The sequence below is a fragment of the Mycobacterium sp. genome (assembly GCF_032162605.1).
Taxonomy (GTDB): Bacteria; Actinomycetota; Actinomycetes; order Mycobacteriales; family Mycobacteriaceae; genus Mycobacterium.
Map to the genome: position 1 here is coordinate 1 of NZ_JAVROT010000391.1, position 17,301 is coordinate 17,301.

The following is a 17,301-nucleotide window of genomic DNA, read 5'->3' on the forward strand; positions in this document are numbered from 1 at the left end:
AGGCGATGGACCTGATCAACTCGAACCCGTATGGCAACGGCACCGCGATCTTCACCAACGACGGCGGCGCCGCGCGGCGGTTCCAGAACGAGGTCGAGGTCGGCATGGTCGGCATCAACGTGCCCATTCCAGTACCGATGGCGTACTACAGCTTTGGCGGCTGGAAGGCTTCGCTGTTCGGCGATACGCATGCCCACGGCATGGAGGGCGTGCACTTCTTCACCCGCGCCAAGGCCATCACCAGCCGCTGGCTCGACCCCAGCCACGGCGGCATCGAACTCGGCTTCCCCCAAAACACCTGAACACGGCGCGGACAGAACGGAATACGATGAGCACACAGATCGCCTTTCCTCGCATCGCCAAAATCGGGGGCGGCTCACTCAACGACCTCGGTGACGTAGTCCGCACCTTGGCGGTGTGGCGCCCCGTCGTGGTGACGGACAAGTTCCTCGTCGGGACCGGACTCGTCGATCGCGTCGTTGAGATCCTGACCAAAGCCGGCACTGATCCATTGGTGTTCTCCGACACGGTGCCGGACCCCACCACGGACTCCCTCGATCACGCCATGCGCTTCATCCGCGAGCACCGGGCGGACTCGGTTATCGGGTTCGGCGGCGGCAGCCCCATGGACTCCGCCAAGGCACTGGCGGTCTTGGCCACGAATGGCGGGCAGATGCGGGACTACCGGGCTCCCCACACCTACACCGGTCCGGCTCTGCCCATCATCGCGATTCCCACTACCGCCGGGTCGGGGTCCGAAGCGACCCAGTTCACCGTCATCAGTGACAGCGCTACGGACGAAAAAATGCTGTGTCCAGGCCTGTCGTTTCTGCCTGTCGCAGCGATAGTCGACTTCGAGATGACCCTTTCCATGCCGCCACGGTTGACCGCCGACACCGGCGTCGACGCACTTACCCATGCTGTGGAGGCATATGTCAGCCGAAAGGCCAACGCTGTCTCGGACGCGTTGGCACTGGCCGCTATTGCGACCATCGGGAAGTACCTCCGTCCTGCCTACCAGGACGGCACGGACCGGGATGCCCGAGAAGCGATGATGGCGGCGTCGACTCAGGCCGGCATGGCATTCTCGAACTCCAGTGTCGCCTTGGTTCATGGGATGAGCCGGCCGATCGGCGCACACTTCCACGTTGCGCATGGTCTTTCCAACGCGATGCTCTTTCCCGCGGTGACCGCCTTCTCAGTCGCCGCGGCGCCGCAGCGCTACGCCGACTGTGCGCGTGCCTACGGCATGCCGACCGACGGCAGCGACGTGAGTGTTGCGAAGAGCTTCGTCGGGGAACTGGTTGCCTTATGCGAGGACCTGGAGGTGCCGACGCCTCGCTCCTACGGCATCGACGAAGCACTATGGCGCGAGAAGATCCCGCTAATGGCAAGCCAGGCTTTGGCCTCCGGCTCGCCAGCAAATAACCCCATTGTCCCCACCGACGCACAGATCGAGAAGATCTACGCCGACATCTACGCCTGAGCCCCTGATTCGTGAGTGCGGGGTGGGTTGGCTGTTCCGCGCGGGGATCCTGCCTTGCCGTCGAGCAAATCGAGAGCACGCACGGCCAGCAGGAGACTCTGCTGGGTGGTCGGGTCCTCCAGGGAGCGCTCCAGGATCGCCGAGATCCGATCCAGGCGGTGATAGAGCGTGCGGCGCTGCACAAACAGCCGCTGCGCTGCCTCGGTCTTGTTGCCGCCCACCGCCAGGTACTCCCTCAACGTCGGCAGTAGCGGGTTTTGCGTCTTGGCGTCGACGGCCAGCAGCGGGCCCAACTCGTCCTGGACGTAACTAGCAAGCTCCGGCCCCGGCGCCAGGGCCACCAGGAGTCGTTCGACGCCGAGCTCGTCGAACCGCAAGAAGGGTCGGTGTGCCAGCGAAAGCGCTACTGCCGCAGCGCTCTTGGCCTGAGATACCGCCGCATGGAGAGTATCCGCGGTGGCGGGACGGCTGATGCCACCACCGGCATGACTGCCCTCGACCCAGCGGTGTGGGTCGACGTCCCGTTCCGCGGGTGGCGTACCGATCACCACCAGGTAGTCACCCATGTCTGCGGCTACTTCGTCGGCCGCGTGATGAACGTGCACCGGGGCCGCGTCAGGAGTCTTGTTCACCATCGCAACGGTGAGCCGCCGCGCGGACAACCGCACTCCGAGGCGGGCGACTTGGGCCACGAAGTCAGATCCGTTGAGGTCCTGTTGCATTAGTCGACTTATCAGGGCGGTGCTGCGTTGGTCGTGGCGGGCTTGAACGCTGCGGTCGGTCAGCATGGAGATCGCGATCGCCGCCGCGGCGCGTTCGGCGGCGAAGCCGATCCCTGCCGGCTCGGCCGTGGGGATCACGTGCAGCCATCCCCACGGTTCGCCGCGCATTAGCACCGGGCGGCGCACGCAGCCCTGGTCGTCGTGATGAATTTCTCGGGCATGGATCTCCCAGGCTCCGACAGCGTCCTCGATGTCCGCCACGCCGGCGACGGCGCGCACTCCGTGCGTGACGTCCTCCAAGATGACCGCCGAGTTGGTCAGGTCAGCCAACGTCTGGGCCATGGTCAGATAATCGGCGCCCCCGAGCAATGCATCGGAGAACGTTGACTCGATTCGGCGTTCCCGTGTCAGCGCGCGCAGCTGGATGTCAGTCAGCAAGGTGTGAACGCGGGCAGAGACCTCCGCGAAGGACACCTCGCGTACCAGCGCGATGACTGGCAACCCGACGCGCTCACCGGCGCGGACCGCAGCGTCGGGCAGGTGATCGAACATCCGGCCTGCAACCTCGACGACCAGCGCGGCCGCTCCCGCTTTCGCGATGCTATTCACGTATGCCTTCTGGTCCTTGGCGCTGGTTCCCATGCCGAGTCCAGCCGTCAAGAGCAATTCCCCACCGCGGAGGAATCGGGCGATGTCGGGGATGTCGGAGGAGTGCACCCACTTCACTTCCCGATCGAGGAAGTGCGTGCCGGCGAGTACTTCGGGCCCCGCCTTCACGACGATGTCGAGCGCAAGCACGTCTCGCACGGTCAGCGTCACCCACAAAGTATACGAAACGAGCGGAAGATTGGACTTTCTGTCACGTTTTGTGTCTGCCGTTGCGGGTCGAGAGTCGGCAGTATCGATGCCAATAGTCCAGTCGTCGAGGAGACCGTGATGTCGTTCGTGTTGAAGGAAGCCGTGGGCACGCCTGCGGGTCGTGCCAGTGACCCCGCGGTGGTGGACACGGTCGCTTCAGTCATCGCTGAAGTCCGCGCTGACGGCGACGATGCGGTCCGCAAGTACTCCGAGAAGTTCGACCGGTGGGCCCCGCAGTCATTCCGACTGTCGGAGGACGAGGTGGCTCGCATCGTGGCCTCGGTGCCTGAATCCACGCTTGCCGATTTGCAATTCGCACAGAGGCAGGTCCGCGAATTCGCCCAGGCGCAACGGGATTCGCTGCGCGACGTGGAAGTCGAGACGCTTCCCGGAGTCTTCCTCGGGCATCGCAACGTGCCAATCGACGCCGCCGCAGCCTACGTCCCCGGAGGTCGCTACCCGCTCACGGCCTCGGCGCACATGACAGTGCTGACGGCCAAGGTCGCCGGCGTGGAACGGGTCGCCGCCACGACCCCGCCGAGTCTGGGGGAGGCCCCCCAAATCAGCGTCGCTGCAATGCACTTGGCCGGCGCTGACGAGATCTACGTCCTGGGCGGTGTGCAGGCGATCGCCGCGTTGGCGCTCGGAACGCAGAGCATCGACGCGGTGTCCATCCTGACTGGGCCTGGCAACGCCTACGTGGCCGAGGCCAAGCGTCAGTTGTTCGGCGAGGTCGGAATCGATCTGTTTGCCGGCCCCACCGAGACGTTGATCGTGGCCGACGAGACTGCCGATCCCTTCACCGTCGCAGTGGACTTGCTCAGTCAGGCTGAGCACGGACCGGACTCACCCTGCGTGCTGATCACCACGTCGGAAGACCTGGGTCGCGCGGTGCTCCGTCACATCGAGGCTCTTCTACCCGGTCTTCCAACCAATCCGATTGCCGGCCCCTCCTGGCGCGACCACGGCCAGGTGCACGTCGTCGATTCCACGGCGGCGGCCTACGCACTGGCTGACCAGTTCGCTTCCGAGCACGTCCAGATCCTCACCGCCCAGCCGCGCGATGCGCTTACGGCCATGCGTAACTATGGTGCGTTGTTCCTGGGCGAGGGCACCTGTGTTCCGTATGGCGACAAGCTAATCGGGACCAACCACGTGCTCCCAACACTTGGCGCCTCGCGCTACACCGGTGGGCTCTGGGTGGGCAAGTTCCTCAAGACGCTGACGTATCAGGAGGTCCGCAACACCGAGACCAGCGCGCAACTAGGGGAAATTTGTGGACGGCTCTCGCGACTGGAGCGCTTCGAAGGCCACGCGCGGTCCGGTGATCTGCGGGCCGCCAAATATGGCGGTCGGCCGTTGCCGTGGGCCGAACTGGGCGTTCCGCAGGCAGGACGCCGCTGATGCGGGTTGAGCACGATTTGCTTGGCGACCGGGAGATTCCTGGAGACGCATATTTCGGTATCCATACTTTGCGCGCGTCTGAGAACTTTCCGATTACTGGGATTCCGGTGGCTGCGCACCCGGACCTGGTGGTCGCTCTGGCGGCGATCAAACAGGCTGCAGCGCTTACGAATGCGGAGCTAGAACTGCTCAGTTCCGATCGTGCCGACGCCATCATCATCGCGTGCGAAGAGATCCGTTCTGGTGCGTTTCACGATCAGTTCGTCGTCGACGTCATTCAGGGCGGCGCTGGTACGTCGACGAACATGAATGCCAACGAAGTCGTTGCCAACCGGGCCCTCGAACTCCTTGGTCACGGCAAGGGTGACTACAACCGCCTGCACCCGTTGGATCACGTGAATCTCAGCCAGAGCACCAACGACGTCTATCCGACGGCCATCAAGCTGGGGCTGCAAGCCGCGCTCAACCGGCTGCGCGACTCAATGTCGTTGCTGTCCAATACCTTCGCCGACAAGGCAGCCGATTTCGCCGCCGTGGTCAAGGTGGGGCGAACCCAACTTCAAGACGCGGTACCGATGACGCTAGGGCAGGAGATCGCGACGTTCGCGATCATGATCGGCGAGGATTCACAGCGGTTGGAAGAGGCCGCCGAACTTATCACCGAGATCAATCTCGGCGGTACTGCGATTGGCACCGGGCTCAACGCCCACCCCAAATACTCCCAGCGTGTGCGCCACAATCTGGTCGCGCTGACCGGAATCGACATGACGATCGCCTCGGATCTGATCGAGGCTACCCAGGACGTCGGTGCATTCGTGCAGCTGTCCGGGGTGCTCAAGCGTACGGCGGTGAAGCTGTCGAAAATCTGCAACGACCTGCGTCTGCTGTCTTCGGGCCCGCGCGCGGGCTTCGGGGAAATCACCCTGCCGGCTGTACAGGCAGGTTCCTCGATCATGCCGGGCAAGGTCAATCCCGTCATTCCGGAAGTCGTCAACCAGATCGCCTACCGGGTCGTCGGCAATGACCTGACGATCACCATGGCCGCCGAAGCGGGACAGTTGCAGCTCAACGCATTCGAGCCCATCATCGCGCACTGCCTTTTCGAGACCATCGAATTGCTCGACCGTGGTTGTCGGGTGCTCGCCGAGCGTTGTGTCTCCGGAATCGGGGCCAACGTCGAGCGCATGCGCGACATGGTCGAGGCGTCGATCGGTGTGGTGACCGCGCTCAATCCGCATATCGGTTACGTCGCTGCCTCCTCGATCGCCGCCGACGCGCTCTCGTCGGGCCGGAACGTCACAGCACTGGTGCTCGAGCGTCGGCTTCTCAGCACCGAGCAGCTGGACCGAATAATGTTGCCGCAGAATCTGACCCGTAGTACGTCGGTGGTGACCACCGACGTCCAGGCCGTCGTGCCGTCAGGTGCGCCGAGGCCCGGCGGCGAGCAGATGTGATGTTCGTCTTGACAGGGGTCGCGTCAGCGCTATCCTTGACTTATACGAATAACCAATTCATCAGTGATGCTGTCACGATGCGGGTCCTCGTCGGGCGATCAGCCAGCCCGGCAAAGAAACGTCGAGGTGTTTTGCTGCCCATCGAGCTCCTGATTCGCAGACGAAGAGGGCGGCAGTAATGACCCAGGCCACGGCCGACGCCAATGCGGGACCCCATCAGCAGCGCTACGACGTGATCGTCGTCGGTAGCGGCATGGGCGGCGGAACGCTGGCGTACGCCCTCAAGGACTCTGGGGTAAAAGTGCTGTTGGTCGAACGAGGCGGCTTTTTGCCCCGAGAGGCGCAGAATTGGGACCCCAAGGCTGTCTTCGAGGAAAAGCGCTACTACAACGCCGAACCGTGGCTCGACTCCGCCGGGCTTCCGTTCAACCCGGGCACCTACTACTACGTCGGAGGAAACACCAAGCTCTACGGCGCCTCGCTGGTGCGGTTTCGTCGCGAGGACTTCCAGGCCGTGCGGCACGCCGACGGCACCTCACCACAATGGCCGCAGGGATACGACGACTTCGCCCCGTTCTACGCACGAGCGGAGGAAGTCTATCGGGTACACGGTAAGCAGGACGACGACCCAACATTGCGCCGCGACAGCGCCTTTCCGTACCCACAGATCGGACACGAACCGCCGATTGCCCAGCTGGCTGACGCCGTCGCGAAACAGGGATTCACGCCTTCGAACATCCCGCTAGGCATCGACCTTCGCGAGGGCGGCGCGTGCATCCGCTGCAAGACTTGTGACGGGTTCCCCTGTTTCGTCGACGCCAAGTCCGACGCCGACGTGCGTTGTGTTCGACCTGCCGTGGAATCCGGCAACGTGGAGTTGCTCACCAACGCGTATGCCCGTCGCATCCTGACCGACGAGGAAGGGGCTCGCGCCACCGGTGTCGAGCTCGTTGTCGGCGGCCGCGTTCAGCATGTGGACGCCGACGTGGTGGTCGCTTCTTGTGGTGCGGTGAACTCCGCGGCTCTGCTGCTGAGGTCGGCGACCCCGGCTCACCCATACGGACTAGGCAACTCGTCGGGCGACGTCGGCCGTAACTACATGGTGCACAACAACTCGATCATGGTGGCGATCAACCCGCTGCGCAAGAATCATTCGGTATTCCAGAAGACGTTGTATCTCAACGACTTCTACCTCGAAGGCACTCCCGATCATCCCTACCCACTCGGACACGTTCAGCTGATCGGCAAGCTGCAAGGTGCGATGATCAAGGCTCAACGGCCCCACATCCCGACCTGGGCTCTGGACCAGGCAACCGCCCGCAGCGTCGACTGGTGGCTCTTCACCGAGGACCTTCCCGATCCCGACAACAGGGTCACCCTGACTCCGTCCGGACAGGTGCAAATCGCGTGGAAGCGCAACAACACCCGGGCACACGACGTGCTGGTACGCGAAGTCCGCAAGCTATTGCGCAAGGCGGGCTATCCGCTCGTCATCAGCGAGGGCACGGGCATCGAAGTCAACTCTCACCAGGCAGGCACCATCCGGTACGGGCTAGACCCCGAGACCTCCGCGCTTGATGCAGACTGCCGCAGCCACGACGTGGAGAACCTCTTCGTGGTGGACTCCTCGTTCTTTCCCTCACTGCCGGTGATGAACCCTGCGTTGACAATCGCCGCCAACGCCTTCCGCGTCGCCGACGTCATCGCCAGCCAATGCGGTCGCTGCAGCACCAATAACCACGACTCGACCACGCCGGCCGCCCAGTAACACCAACCGAGAAATAGGACGCTCACCATGACCACACAGAAGCTCACCGGCGGCCAGATGGTCGTCGAACACCTGATTCGCGAAGGCGTGGAAAAGGTCTTCGCCATCCCAGGACACGGCAACACCGCGCTACTCGATGCCTTCGTCGACCGCGCCGACGAGATCGAGCTGATCCCCGCCATCCATGAACAGGGCGCCGCGCACATGGCCGACGGCTACTATCGCGCTTCGGGCAAGATCGCCGCGGTATGTACATCGATCGGACCGGGTGCCACCAATACGCTCACCGGTGTCGCGACCGCGTTCGTCGACTCGCAGCCGCTGCTGCTGATCACGGGCGCAGTGCACACCTACATGGAGAACCACGGCGTCCTGCAGGAATTGGATCGCCCGCACGGCAACAACTTTCCCCGGATGGCCGAACCGGTCGTCAAGCGTTGGTGGCAGCCCAACCGCGTCGAGCAAATCCCTGTGGCACTGGCGCAGGCCTTCAACACCATGAACGAAGGTCGTCGTGGTCCCGTGCTCGTCGACATCCCGCAGGACCTACAGGCCGAGTACGGCGAGTACACCCCGCCCACTGGACCGCGGCATGCCCACTTTAGTCCTACTGGTGACGCACAGGCGCTCAAAGATGCGGCCGCTCTGCTGGCCGGCGCGCAGCGCCCCGTCATCCTGGCCGGCGGTGGAGTCATCGCCGCTGAGGCCACTGCGGAGCTCCTCGCAGTCGCCGAGCGGCTCGGAGCGCCGGTCACCCATTCCTTCCAGGGCAAGGGTGCCTTCCCGGCCGACCACGACCTCTACGCCTGGCCATGCGGGGACATGGGCTCGATACCGGGCAACGGTGTTACGACTACCGCTGACGTCATCCTCGCCGTTGGATGCCGCTTCAGTGACCGCGTCACTTCGTCCTACCGGCCCGGCGTGACCTTCAATATCCCCGACACCAAGCTGGTGCACATCGACATCGACGGCTTCGAGATCGGACGCAACTACCCGGTCGAGGTCGGCGTGGTCGGTGACGCCAAGTCCTGCCTAGCCACCCTCCTCGACGAACTGCAAGAGATCGGTCCTGGCGAGGACTTCCGCGCCAGCGCATACTTCGCCGAGCTGCAGGACCTAAAGAAGCGCTGGGAAGAACACCTGGCTCCCATGCGCACTACCGACTACCTGCCGATGACGAACTCGCGCGCCATGGTCGAGATCCGAAAGGCCCTTCCCCGCAACGGTATTCTCGTCACGGACTCCAGCAACCCGGCCAACCAAGCGTTCAATGAGTTCCCGATCTACGGACCGCGGACCAACATCGTCGCCGGCGGGTTCTCCGGAATCGGCTTCGGAGTTCCGGCCGCCATCGGCGCCCAGATCGGTGCCCCCGACACCCCGGTTCTGGCGATGGTGGGTGATGGCGCTTTCCTGCAGACCGGCACCGAACTTGCCGCCGCCGTCATGAACGCCGTCCCAGTGGTGATCGTGGTGCTCAACAACGGTGGCTGGGAGGCCATCAAGGACCTGCAGATCAACCTGTTCGGCGCAGAGCGGGAGATCGTGTCGGGCTGGACGACGCCGGATGGCAAGCCGTACTTCGCGAACATCGCCGACTTCGCTCGCTCGCTGGGCGCCACCGCAGAACGCGTCGAGGACCCCGGCCAGCTGGCGGCGGCGGTCGAGCGTGGCTTCGCGACTCCTGGCCCGGTGGTGATCGAGGCCATAAGCGCCCGAGAATTGCCGTGGACCGAGATGCATCCGACGGGGTGGTGGGACATCACTGTGCCCGCCTATCACGGCGAGGTCCGCGACGACTACGTCGCCAAGCGCGGCTTCTGATCCCGCACAACCGAACTCGCACCTACCAACGAGGGAACGAGCACCATGGGTGAAATCAAGCTGGGTCTGAACCTCGAGTTCGCCCGCTACGAGAACGGCTCATTCGATTGGGCAATGGACCGCACCGCGGAGATCGGTTACCGGTACGTCGAACCCATGGTCCATTGGGGTCGGGAACTACTCAGTGCCGCAGGCTATTTCCACAGCCGGTCCATGCTGGACGACCCGCTGATCCTCAAGCGTGCCGCCGAGGATCGCGGTTTGACCATCACCTCGCTGTCCAGCCATGCCCCGCTGGCCAAACCCGAGGTCAGCGTCGAATATTTGCGGCAGTCGATCCGATACGCCGCCGAAGTCGGTGCACCGATGATCATGGTCGACGACGGCCCGGTCCCGTCCTGGACCACCGAGGCCGAGAACTACACGCTGATGCGCTACACGTTGGAGGAAGCCGCCCGCGTCGCCGCGCCGCGGGGCATCAAGATCGCAATCGAGACGCACGGCGAGTACACCGCTACCCCCGCGCGGCTCGCCAAGCTGATGGACCTCACCGACCATCCGGAGGTCCTGACGATCAACCTCGACACCGGCAACAGCTACCTCAGCGAGAACGATCCACATGAGTGGCTGGAGAACATCATTGGCGGCGTGACCCACATGCATGCCAAGGACATCTCGCCGGAGGATGCGCGGCGGTATCGGGGCAAGGTCCGTGGGATGCTCGGCTGCGCGTGCGGAGACGGCGTCATCGACTGGAAGCGCATCGTCGCAACATTGGCGGCAGCCGACCACGACGTAGTGCTCTCGGTGGAATGCGCCTCACTGGATGCGGCCCAGAAGAGCTTCACCTACCTGACCGACCTGATCGAACGCGCCTAGGAGACGCCAGACCGTCAGCCGGCCTTCGCCCGAACCGGTGCCAAGGCGGTGGTGTCGCGCACGACGAGTTCGGTCGGCAGGAGGATCTCTCGCCCCGGTTCTCCGTTGATGATGTCGAGCAGCAGCCGGGCGGACTGCTTGCCTTTTTCGACTAGGGGTTGGCGCATGGTGGTCAGACCTGCAGCCTCCGCAGCGGGGATGTCGTCGAATCCGATGACCGAGAGATCCTGTGGAACACGCAATCCTCGTTCGCGGGCCTCGGCGATCACCGCCAGAGCCAGTGCATCGCTGGCGGCGATGACCGCGGTCAGCGGTTGAGCGGCTAGCAGGTCACGGGCTGCCGCGCGGGTGGCCTCGACGCCGTATCCGCCGGCTTCGAAGATCGGCACCGTGGATGACCGAATCTTGTGTCGGCGCAACGTCTCTGAGTAGCCTGCGAGTCGTTCGCGGTTGACGTGGTCACGTGCGGCAGTAATTCGCGCCCGGGATACGCGTCCTGACTTGCCGTCGGGGACGAGGCGTTCAAGAAGAATGCCTACCTCCGTGTGATCGAGTGACAGAACGTGTTCGGCGGCCGCCTCTGCTGCGGTCCGGTCCTGGATGCCCACTCGCGACAATCCGCCGGGGTTGGGGCCGTCGACGATCACCATGGGCAGCTGACGTGTCAGGGCTACCTGGATCCCCGGATGACCCTCGGGCATGGCGTAGACGAGGAAGCCGTCGACAGCGCCGCGCACCAACACGCCCGACCCCTCAGCCCCGCGCAATGACTCCAGTGGGCACGGCAACAAGGTCAGTGCGATCTCCGCGAGCTCACCGACGTGGGAGATGCCCTTGAGCAGTTCTCCGGCTGCTGGATCGTCGAACGCGTACTGCAGCGAGTCGGTAATCATCAGGCCGATGGCGCCGACCTGGCCGGTCCGCAGATTGCGACCGGCCGGGTTGGGTCCTGCATAGCCCAATTCGGCGGCGACCTTCAAGATGTGCTCGCGCCGAGCAGCTGAAAGCTTCTGCGGTTGGTTATACGCGTAGGAGACCGCGGCCTGCGAGACTCCGGCTGCCCGTGCGATGTCGTGCATGGTGGTCACTGCTTACCGTCCTTTCCGTGGCGCATCGCCGCAGCTAGCCTATGGTGTCAATCACGCTCACCGCCGGTGCCCCGCCGTCGAAGCCATGGGAAGGTGAACGCTTCGAAGAGGCTCCGATCGTAGTGCAACGCTAGCAGGAATGGTGATACGAATAAATACTTACGCCCTCGGCGGGAGGGATCACCAGGTTGCTCACGATGGATGCCTGCCGTCGTCAACTGATCTTCACGGCGTCGGGAATGACTAACGTCGTGCCGTCGAAAGTGATGCCCAGCAGTGTCGAGATGCCGACGTCGATCTCACATCCGATCGTCGCTGGCCCCACGCCAACCACGATTGGGACGCCAGCAGCACGTGCGGACACGACGCCGAGCGGCGCATCTTCGAAGACGGCGCATGCCGACGGATCGACGTTCAAGGCTGCTGCGCCAGCCACGTAAGGATCCGGCGCTGGTTTGCCAGCCCGCACGTCATCGGCCGAGATGATCGCGCGTGGCTGGGGTAGACCAGCGAAAGACATTCTGGCCAATGCCATCTCGCGTGCCCCGGATGTCACGACCACCCACGAACTCGTCGGAATCGACCGCAGGAGGTCTGATGCTCCAGGGATGGCTGGCACGTCGGTTGCGCACCGCATCTCCAAGTCCAGCAGATCGCGAGTAGCCACGTCGGCGTGCTCGGCGGCCACGAGATCGCCAACGACGTCAGCGAGGCGGCGGCCGTGCTGGATGTCACGGTGAAAGTCGAAGGCCGGGGCCCATGTTCGGGCCCATCGGTTCCAAGCGGCTGCGGCGGCGTCGTGCGAGTCGACGAGCACACCGTCGTTGTCGAACAGGATCGCGTTCACCTGGAAGGAGGTCATGGAAGTTGGCGGTGCTCTCGCGACGAAGGTTCGGCGATCCGCACCCACAGGTCGCGATGGCGGCCGAACGGTCGCTCGCCCGACACGGTCGCGGTGCTTCGTGTCCACGCCTGGTCCTGACTGAGATGCGTGCGTTCGGCGGCCATCCAGTCCCGTACGAAGCCAGGCGGGTCTCGATCTAGGGCCACGGTCCGTTCCATGGCGACGGCTTCGTCGGTGTCCACCCATACGGTCGCATCGAGCCAGGGCATCAATTCGCGGCGGGTGGCGCCGACACCTTCCACAATGACGACGCGGGTGCCCGCCGGAATGTTGAGGGAGCCTGGCCTGCCCCGTTCGGTCCACGGCGTTGGGATGAACGACTGCGGCGGCCCAGAGCGTCTCAACGGTTGCAGCAGTCCGTCGATCAGCACATCCGACCAGTCGAAGAATGAATGGTGCCAGGCAATGTCGTCGGTGTGGATTACCGCGATGCCCTCACCCGATCTTGCCAACACTTGAGCCAAGGTTGTCTTGCCAGATCTGCTGCGCCCGTTCACGCCGACGATGACAGGCGCATTCGCATTCGCGCGCGCCACGAGGATGTCAAGAAATCTGGGCGCACCTACCGAGGTCCATTCGCCGCCACCGCCGGTGTCCGTCATTGAGGGGTTCCCAGCCGGCAAGGCGAATCGTGCGGCGTAGCAACGGGGTCGAACCCGTTACGGCTGGCGACACCGTCATCGCTAGGCCGGCCCACCTCGTCGTGCCCCGACATCGTTGAGCCTCCACTGGGCGACGGGCCTTGCTGCATTCCGCTAGAGGACATCAAGGCAATCGCGAGAATCAATAACACGATGATCAGGGCGTAACGAAGTCCCACGTGGCCGCCCACGGTGCCGAGCATCGGTGGCCCGATCAGGAATGCCCCATAGGCAGTGACCGACACAGCGCTCACGCGTGCCACCGCATCGGTCGGATGATCGCCTGCGGCCGAAATTGCCAGCGGGAATCCTAGTGAGGCACCTAGGCCCCAAAGCACCACCGCCGCCGCGGCGAAGTAGACGTTCGGTGCCCACACCACGAGGCCCACTCCGATCATCGCCGCCACGATGCTGAGTCGGAGTAGCGCAAGCCGGGCGAAGTACGCCGAGGCGCGGTTACCGGCGAATCGTCCGACGGTCATCGATGCGGCGAAGGCGGTGAACAGCACCGAACCAATCACCGCAGGTACATGGAAGCCATCGACGAAGATCAATGGCAGCCAGTCGTTAGCCGATCCCTCGGCAAGCGCGGTGGCCATCGCGATGGCGCCGATGCACAGGACAGTTCGGTTTTTCCAAACTCCACGTGCCCGACGGCGCTGGGGCGTCGCTCGCTGCGTCGAGGCCGCACGCCCTGTCCCCGGCGGAATCCACCGCAGAGTCAATGCGAGCGCCACGGCCCCCATCCCCGACACGATGGTCAGATGAAGGGGGACTGGCGTACGAAATGCATTCGCTGCGATGCCAATCACCGCGCCCACTACGGTCCCCAGGCTAAAGAAGCCATGGACCATGGGCAGGATGATCTGTCCCGTCCGCCCCTCGACGGCGGCAGCCTCGATATTCAACGCGACCTCACCCACGCCGATGCCGAAACCGAAGGCTGCCATGCCAGCGAAGACGCCGAACGGGCTCGACACGAGAGCGCTCAGTCCAATGATCGCTGTGCCCACAGCGGCAGATCCCGTGCCGGTCGCCAAGACGCGACGTCCGCCGAAACGGCGTACGACGCGGCTAGAACTGAGAATGCCGACCATCGATCCGATCGACACCCCGAAAAGCACAAGACCTAGCTGCACAGTGGATACGCCAACGTCATTTCGGATGGTTGGCGTCCGAGTCACCCATGAGGCGATCAGCGTGCCAAGCGTCAACATCGCGACGTACAGCGCGATTCGCGTTATGCGCATCTGCGAATCACTGACCGAGGGTTCGAGGGACACGACGACCATCGTATTGACCATTGGTGATACGTACAACCGAGCCTCCCCGCTGTGCGAGCAATGCGCGCACGATCGTGGTCTGTGGAGTGTCTGCGACACCACGCGGCCGCTCACCCGGTCCGCAGTGGTTCACTGCGAGCGTCAAGGCGGATTGGTGGTTGCGCAAGCGCCTCAACGGCTGCTTACTAGCACGACGAAATCGGGTGTTATCGGCGACCGGGCCTGATGGCAGCGCAGCAGGCTATCGGCCTGCTAGATGTCGACTGGTTGCGCTCGAACCGAGATGGACACGGCACGACGTGTCCGACCTCTTGGCGGTATGCCGGTCCGTCTTATTCGCGGTAGCTTGCGATCCACAGTCTTAGCGCTTCATTTCCTATGTCACGGCTCTGCTTTCGCGTCATCGCGCGGGAGCTCGCGATCTGGCGGACCGCGTCCACCAGTTCGGGAGCCACAGACCATGGCAGATTTTGGGCGTTGCCCGGCTGGGCCCGCACCGGAGTAGTTAGCAACTCCTGGCGAGGGAAGGATCTGACAGAGACATCATCTGCTCGAGTGCGATCTCGATTTTTTGTCCTTCAGCGAACCAGTCGAGTAGAAGGTTACCGGCGCTGGCATCAACGACTCCGTGCTTATGAACGACGTCATTTCGGATGTTCCGTATGTCTCCAAACAAGGGGCTCCGTATATCAAAGCGAGTCCAGGGCGCACCATCACCGTCTGATCCGTGTGCCGTCGCGAGTCGTCGACGATATGACTCCTCACACAGGGCGTATATGTACGTGAACCATTGGCTGTAGAGCATGTACTGGACTTCCGGATACTTGTCGCGCGAGCGGAATCCTTCGCTTGGCTAACGCCACAACGAAGGCGGCTGCGGGGCCGGACACTGGCCCTAGCGCCCGCGAGTCCTACCGACGATTCGCTGAGCGACAGACGCTCTTAGGCAGTCGACGTTTATTCGGCGGATATGTCCGAGAAACGGCAAGAATCGCCCGGGAGCGTCGGTAATGCCGATGCGGCCAAAACCGTTGTGCAGCAATACTTGACAAGCAGTCATCGGATCTCTTAGGAAACGCCGATCGGAAATCCGTTGGTCGTGGGTTCGAGCCCCACCCGCCCTACGTCAGAGGTGTATTGCGTCGGGTGATGGCTGACATTTCTGCTTCGGGTGATGGGCGACAGTGTTTCGGCTGCCGTGTTGGCCGTGAGGTGAGCCCGTGTTAGTGGTCCAGTCGTTGTGGGACTCTGTTGCCCGGTCTTCGGGCGAGGAAGAATCGACAACGACATGGCATCGAACAAGCGCCGGCGGCATACGCCGGATCAGATCATCCGCAAGTTGGCCGAGGGCAACAAACTCCTCGGGGCCGGCCAGGAACTCAACGAGGTGTGCCGGCACCTGCAGATCGCTGAGTCGACGTGGCACCGCTGGCTTGCCCAGTACGGCGGCATGAAAGCCAACGAGGCCAAGCGGCTCAAAGAACTCGAAGCCGAAAACGCCCGGCTGAAGAAGTTGGTCGCCAACCAGGCCCTCGACATCGACATGCTCAAGGAGATCTCGGCGGACGCTCCTATAGATGTCAAGTAGTGAGTTTGGCGTAGTCGGACCGCAATGCGTGGAACACTTCGCGAGCGAGGTAGCGCTTCTGGCAGCGGATGATTTCGGGCATCGACAGACCCTGGGTGGTGCGGCGCTCGGCGTAAGCGCGGCTGCGTTGGTCGTAGCGCAGACGAACGATGGTGGCGATGTGCAGGGCACTGTTTCCGGACCTGTCACCGCCACGATGGAGCCGGTGGCGGTTGGTCTTTCCGGAAGAGGCGGGGATCGGGGCGACGCCGCACAGGTGGGCGAACGCGGCTCCGCTGCGCAATCGGTCGGGGTTGTCCCCGATAGTGATCAGCAGTGCGGAGACGGTGTCGGGTCCGAGGCCGAACACCGCGCTGGTTGTGGGCGCGACCTCCACGGTTAGTTGGTCGAGTTGCTTTCGCAATGACCGTGTTTCGACTTCGAGGTGTTGGGCCCGGATCGCAAGAGAGCGCAAGGCCGCCTTGGCTGCTTGGACCGGATCGCCGAGTCGAGCAAGGTCCGGGCGCAGCCGTGCGCAGGCGGCGACCAACTTTGCGGCAGACAGGCCGTCAAGCTGGCCGCGAAGCGCGTCGGGGGCGGTGATGACCATCGCACGCAGAGTGTTGATCGCGGCGGTCTTGGCCTTGACGGCACCGAGACGGGTCACGCGCAGCATGCGGATCGCCTCGATCGGTCCGTCAGCCAGCTTGGGCGCTCCGCTTGCCTTGCCCGCCAGTACGGTTCGAGCGGCTGCTTCTGCGTCGATCGGGTCGCTTTTGCCGCGCTGCCGTCGCAGCCGACGGTCAGGGCGCGGCACTTCGAGTACCTCCACGTTCTGCTCGTGCAGGTAGCGGGCCAGTCCGGCTCCATAGGCGCCGGTTCCTTCCACGCCAACTTGGCTCAGACGTCCCTTGCTACGCATCCAGGTCAGCATCGCCGCGTAACCGGCTAGCGTGGCGGGGAATTCGGCGTCGTCAAGCAGTCTTCCGTGGGAATCGATGACAGCGGCGTGGTGCGTTGCCGTATGCGTGTCGACACCGCCGAGGATCATTGTGGTCCGCCGGCCCATGCCGTGCCCCTTTCTCCTAAGTTGGGCACCACGGCCAGATGGACAGGCCAGTGATGGGCTGCAGACGAACACGCTCCTATGAGGTCACATCTGTCGCAGTACCCAATTCCTCTGTGTGGTGAGCGCGGACCCGAGGGTCGACAGGTCCAATGAAAGGCACAAAACTCGGCCAGGAAAATTCCGGGTCAGGCCATCGGATCCGCGTCCGTAACCATCATCACTGGAAACTTCTGACCCCGGCCGCCAAGCGCAGTGCCGTCACGGTGCTGCGTGAGCGGTTCGGGGTGTCTGAACGCCGCGCCTGCGCGGTCGTGGGTCTGCATCGTTCCACGATGCGTCTGACGCCGTCCC

Annotated in this window: 13 protein-coding genes and 2 pseudogenes; 9 read left to right on the plus strand and 6 right to left on the minus strand. The window is 63.7% G+C overall.

Annotated elements, in window-relative coordinates:
* Together QOI01_RS22340 and QOI01_RS22345 are read left to right on the plus strand one after the other, a co-directional pair.
* The coding region (locus QOI01_RS22340) for an aldehyde dehydrogenase family protein (protein ID WP_526384820.1) at window positions 1-302 on the plus strand (302 nt) is incomplete at its 5' end.
* 26 nt (window positions 303-328) lie between these two features.
* Window positions 329-1,486, plus strand: a complete 1,158-nt coding sequence (locus QOI01_RS22345) for an iron-containing alcohol dehydrogenase (protein WP_526384822.1) — start codon at window positions 329-331, stop codon at window positions 1,484-1,486.
* Here QOI01_RS22345 and QOI01_RS22350 read toward each other — a convergent pair.
* Window positions 1,477-3,027, minus strand: coding sequence for a PucR family transcriptional regulator (locus tag QOI01_RS22350; protein WP_526384824.1), 1,551 nt, complete (start codon window positions 3,025-3,027; stop codon window positions 1,477-1,479). The genes QOI01_RS22345 and QOI01_RS22350 overlap by 10 nt on opposite strands.
* 117 nt (window positions 3,028-3,144) lie before the next feature.
* Here QOI01_RS22350 and hisD point away from each other — a divergent pair, with 117 nt between their 5' ends.
* The 5 genes from hisD to QOI01_RS22375 all read left to right on the plus strand — a co-directional run bounded on the left by hisD (window position 3,145) and on the right by QOI01_RS22375 (window position 10,398).
* Window positions 3,145-4,470 carry a histidinol dehydrogenase gene (gene hisD / locus QOI01_RS22355; RefSeq protein WP_526384826.1) on the plus strand — a complete coding sequence of 442 codons (1,326 nt, stop codon included), beginning with the start codon at window positions 3,145-3,147 and terminating at the stop codon, window positions 4,468-4,470.
* Window positions 4,467-5,924 (plus strand): aspartate ammonia-lyase, encoded by a 1,458-nt coding sequence (locus QOI01_RS22360; RefSeq protein WP_526384842.1) that lies wholly within the window; start codon window positions 4,467-4,469, stop codon window positions 5,922-5,924. The genes hisD and QOI01_RS22360 overlap by 4 nt, the downstream gene beginning before the upstream one ends.
* Window positions 5,925-6,102: 178 nt before the next feature.
* On the plus strand, window positions 6,103-7,692 hold the full coding sequence (locus QOI01_RS22365; RefSeq protein WP_526384828.1) for a GMC family oxidoreductase: 1,590 nt from the start codon (window positions 6,103-6,105) through the stop codon (window positions 7,690-7,692).
* Window positions 7,693-7,719: 27 nt separating this feature from the next.
* Window positions 7,720-9,519 (plus strand): thiamine pyrophosphate-binding protein, encoded by a 1,800-nt coding sequence (locus tag QOI01_RS22370; RefSeq protein ID WP_526384830.1) that lies wholly within the window; start codon window positions 7,720-7,722, stop codon window positions 9,517-9,519.
* A gap of 45 nt (window positions 9,520-9,564) precedes the next feature.
* Entirely contained in the window at window positions 9,565-10,398 is an 834-nt protein-coding gene (locus QOI01_RS22375) for a sugar phosphate isomerase/epimerase family protein (protein ID WP_526384832.1), read from the plus strand.
* 14 nt (window positions 10,399-10,412) lie between these two features.
* Here QOI01_RS22375 and QOI01_RS22380 read toward each other — a convergent pair whose 3' ends face one another.
* The 4 genes from QOI01_RS22380 to QOI01_RS22395 all read right to left on the minus strand — a co-directional run bounded on the left by QOI01_RS22380 (window position 10,413) and on the right by QOI01_RS22395 (window position 14,335).
* Window positions 10,413-11,477, minus strand: coding sequence for a LacI family DNA-binding transcriptional regulator (locus tag QOI01_RS22380; protein ID WP_526384844.1), 1,065 nt, complete (start codon window positions 11,475-11,477; stop codon window positions 10,413-10,415).
* A gap of 223 nt (window positions 11,478-11,700) precedes the next feature.
* Window positions 11,701-12,348 carry an HAD-IA family hydrolase gene (locus QOI01_RS22385; RefSeq protein ID WP_526384834.1) on the minus strand — a complete coding sequence of 216 codons (648 nt, stop codon included), beginning with the start codon at window positions 12,346-12,348 and terminating at the stop codon, window positions 11,701-11,703.
* Window positions 12,345-12,992, minus strand: coding sequence for a uridine kinase family protein (locus tag QOI01_RS22390; protein WP_526384836.1), 648 nt, complete (start codon window positions 12,990-12,992; stop codon window positions 12,345-12,347). Before QOI01_RS22390 ends, QOI01_RS22385 begins: the two co-directional genes overlap by 4 nt.
* Window positions 12,989-14,335: an MFS transporter gene (locus QOI01_RS22395; protein WP_526384838.1), complete on the minus strand. Its 1,347-nt coding sequence runs from the start codon at window positions 14,333-14,335 to the stop codon at window positions 12,989-12,991. The genes QOI01_RS22390 and QOI01_RS22395 overlap by 4 nt, the downstream gene beginning before the upstream one ends.
* 1,267 nt (window positions 14,336-15,602) lie before the next feature.
* Between QOI01_RS22395 and QOI01_RS22400 the strand changes: the two are divergent.
* A pseudogene (locus QOI01_RS22400) lies at window positions 15,603-15,878 on the plus strand (transposase); the annotation flags it as partial.
* Between the two features lie 16 nt (window positions 15,879-15,894).
* Here the strand turns inward: QOI01_RS22400 and QOI01_RS22405 are convergent.
* Window positions 15,895-16,950, minus strand: coding sequence for an IS110 family RNA-guided transposase (locus QOI01_RS22405; RefSeq protein ID WP_526384840.1), 1,056 nt, complete (start codon window positions 16,948-16,950; stop codon window positions 15,895-15,897).
* Window positions 16,951-17,174: 224 nt separating this feature from the next.
* On the opposite strand from QOI01_RS22405, the pseudogene QOI01_RS22410 reads away from it, so the two are divergent.
* Window positions 17,175-17,301, plus strand: a pseudogene (locus QOI01_RS22410) (IS3-like element ISMyma8 family transposase); the annotation flags it as partial.

Bases quoted from the DNA above. Each gene is read 5' to 3' on its own strand.
- QOI01_RS22380 (WP_526384844.1), bottom strand. From the start codon at position 11,477: ATGCACGACATCGCACGGGCAGCCGGAGTCTCGCAGGCCGCGGTCTCC.
- QOI01_RS22395 (WP_526384838.1), bottom strand. From the start codon at position 14,335: ATGGTCAATACGATGGTCGTCGTGTCCCTCGAACCCTCGGTCAGTGAT.
- hisD (WP_526384826.1), top strand. From the start codon at position 3,145: ATGTCGTTCGTGTTGAAGGAAGCCGTGGGCACGCCTGCGGGTCGTGCC.
- QOI01_RS22405 (WP_526384840.1), bottom strand. From the start codon at position 16,950: ATGGGCCGGCGGACCACAATGATCCTCGGCGGTGTCGACACGCATACG.
- QOI01_RS22370 (WP_526384830.1), top strand. From the start codon at position 7,720: ATGACCACACAGAAGCTCACCGGCGGCCAGATGGTCGTCGAACACCTG.
- QOI01_RS22385 (WP_526384834.1), bottom strand. From the start codon at position 12,348: ATGACCTCCTTCCAGGTGAACGCGATCCTGTTCGACAACGACGGTGTG.
- QOI01_RS22345 (WP_526384822.1), top strand. From the start codon at position 329: ATGAGCACACAGATCGCCTTTCCTCGCATCGCCAAAATCGGGGGCGGC.
- QOI01_RS22375 (WP_526384832.1), top strand. From the start codon at position 9,565: ATGGGTGAAATCAAGCTGGGTCTGAACCTCGAGTTCGCCCGCTACGAG.
- QOI01_RS22390 (WP_526384836.1), bottom strand. From the start codon at position 12,992: ATGACGGACACCGGCGGTGGCGGCGAATGGACCTCGGTAGGTGCGCCC.
- QOI01_RS22365 (WP_526384828.1), top strand. From the start codon at position 6,103: ATGACCCAGGCCACGGCCGACGCCAATGCGGGACCCCATCAGCAGCGC.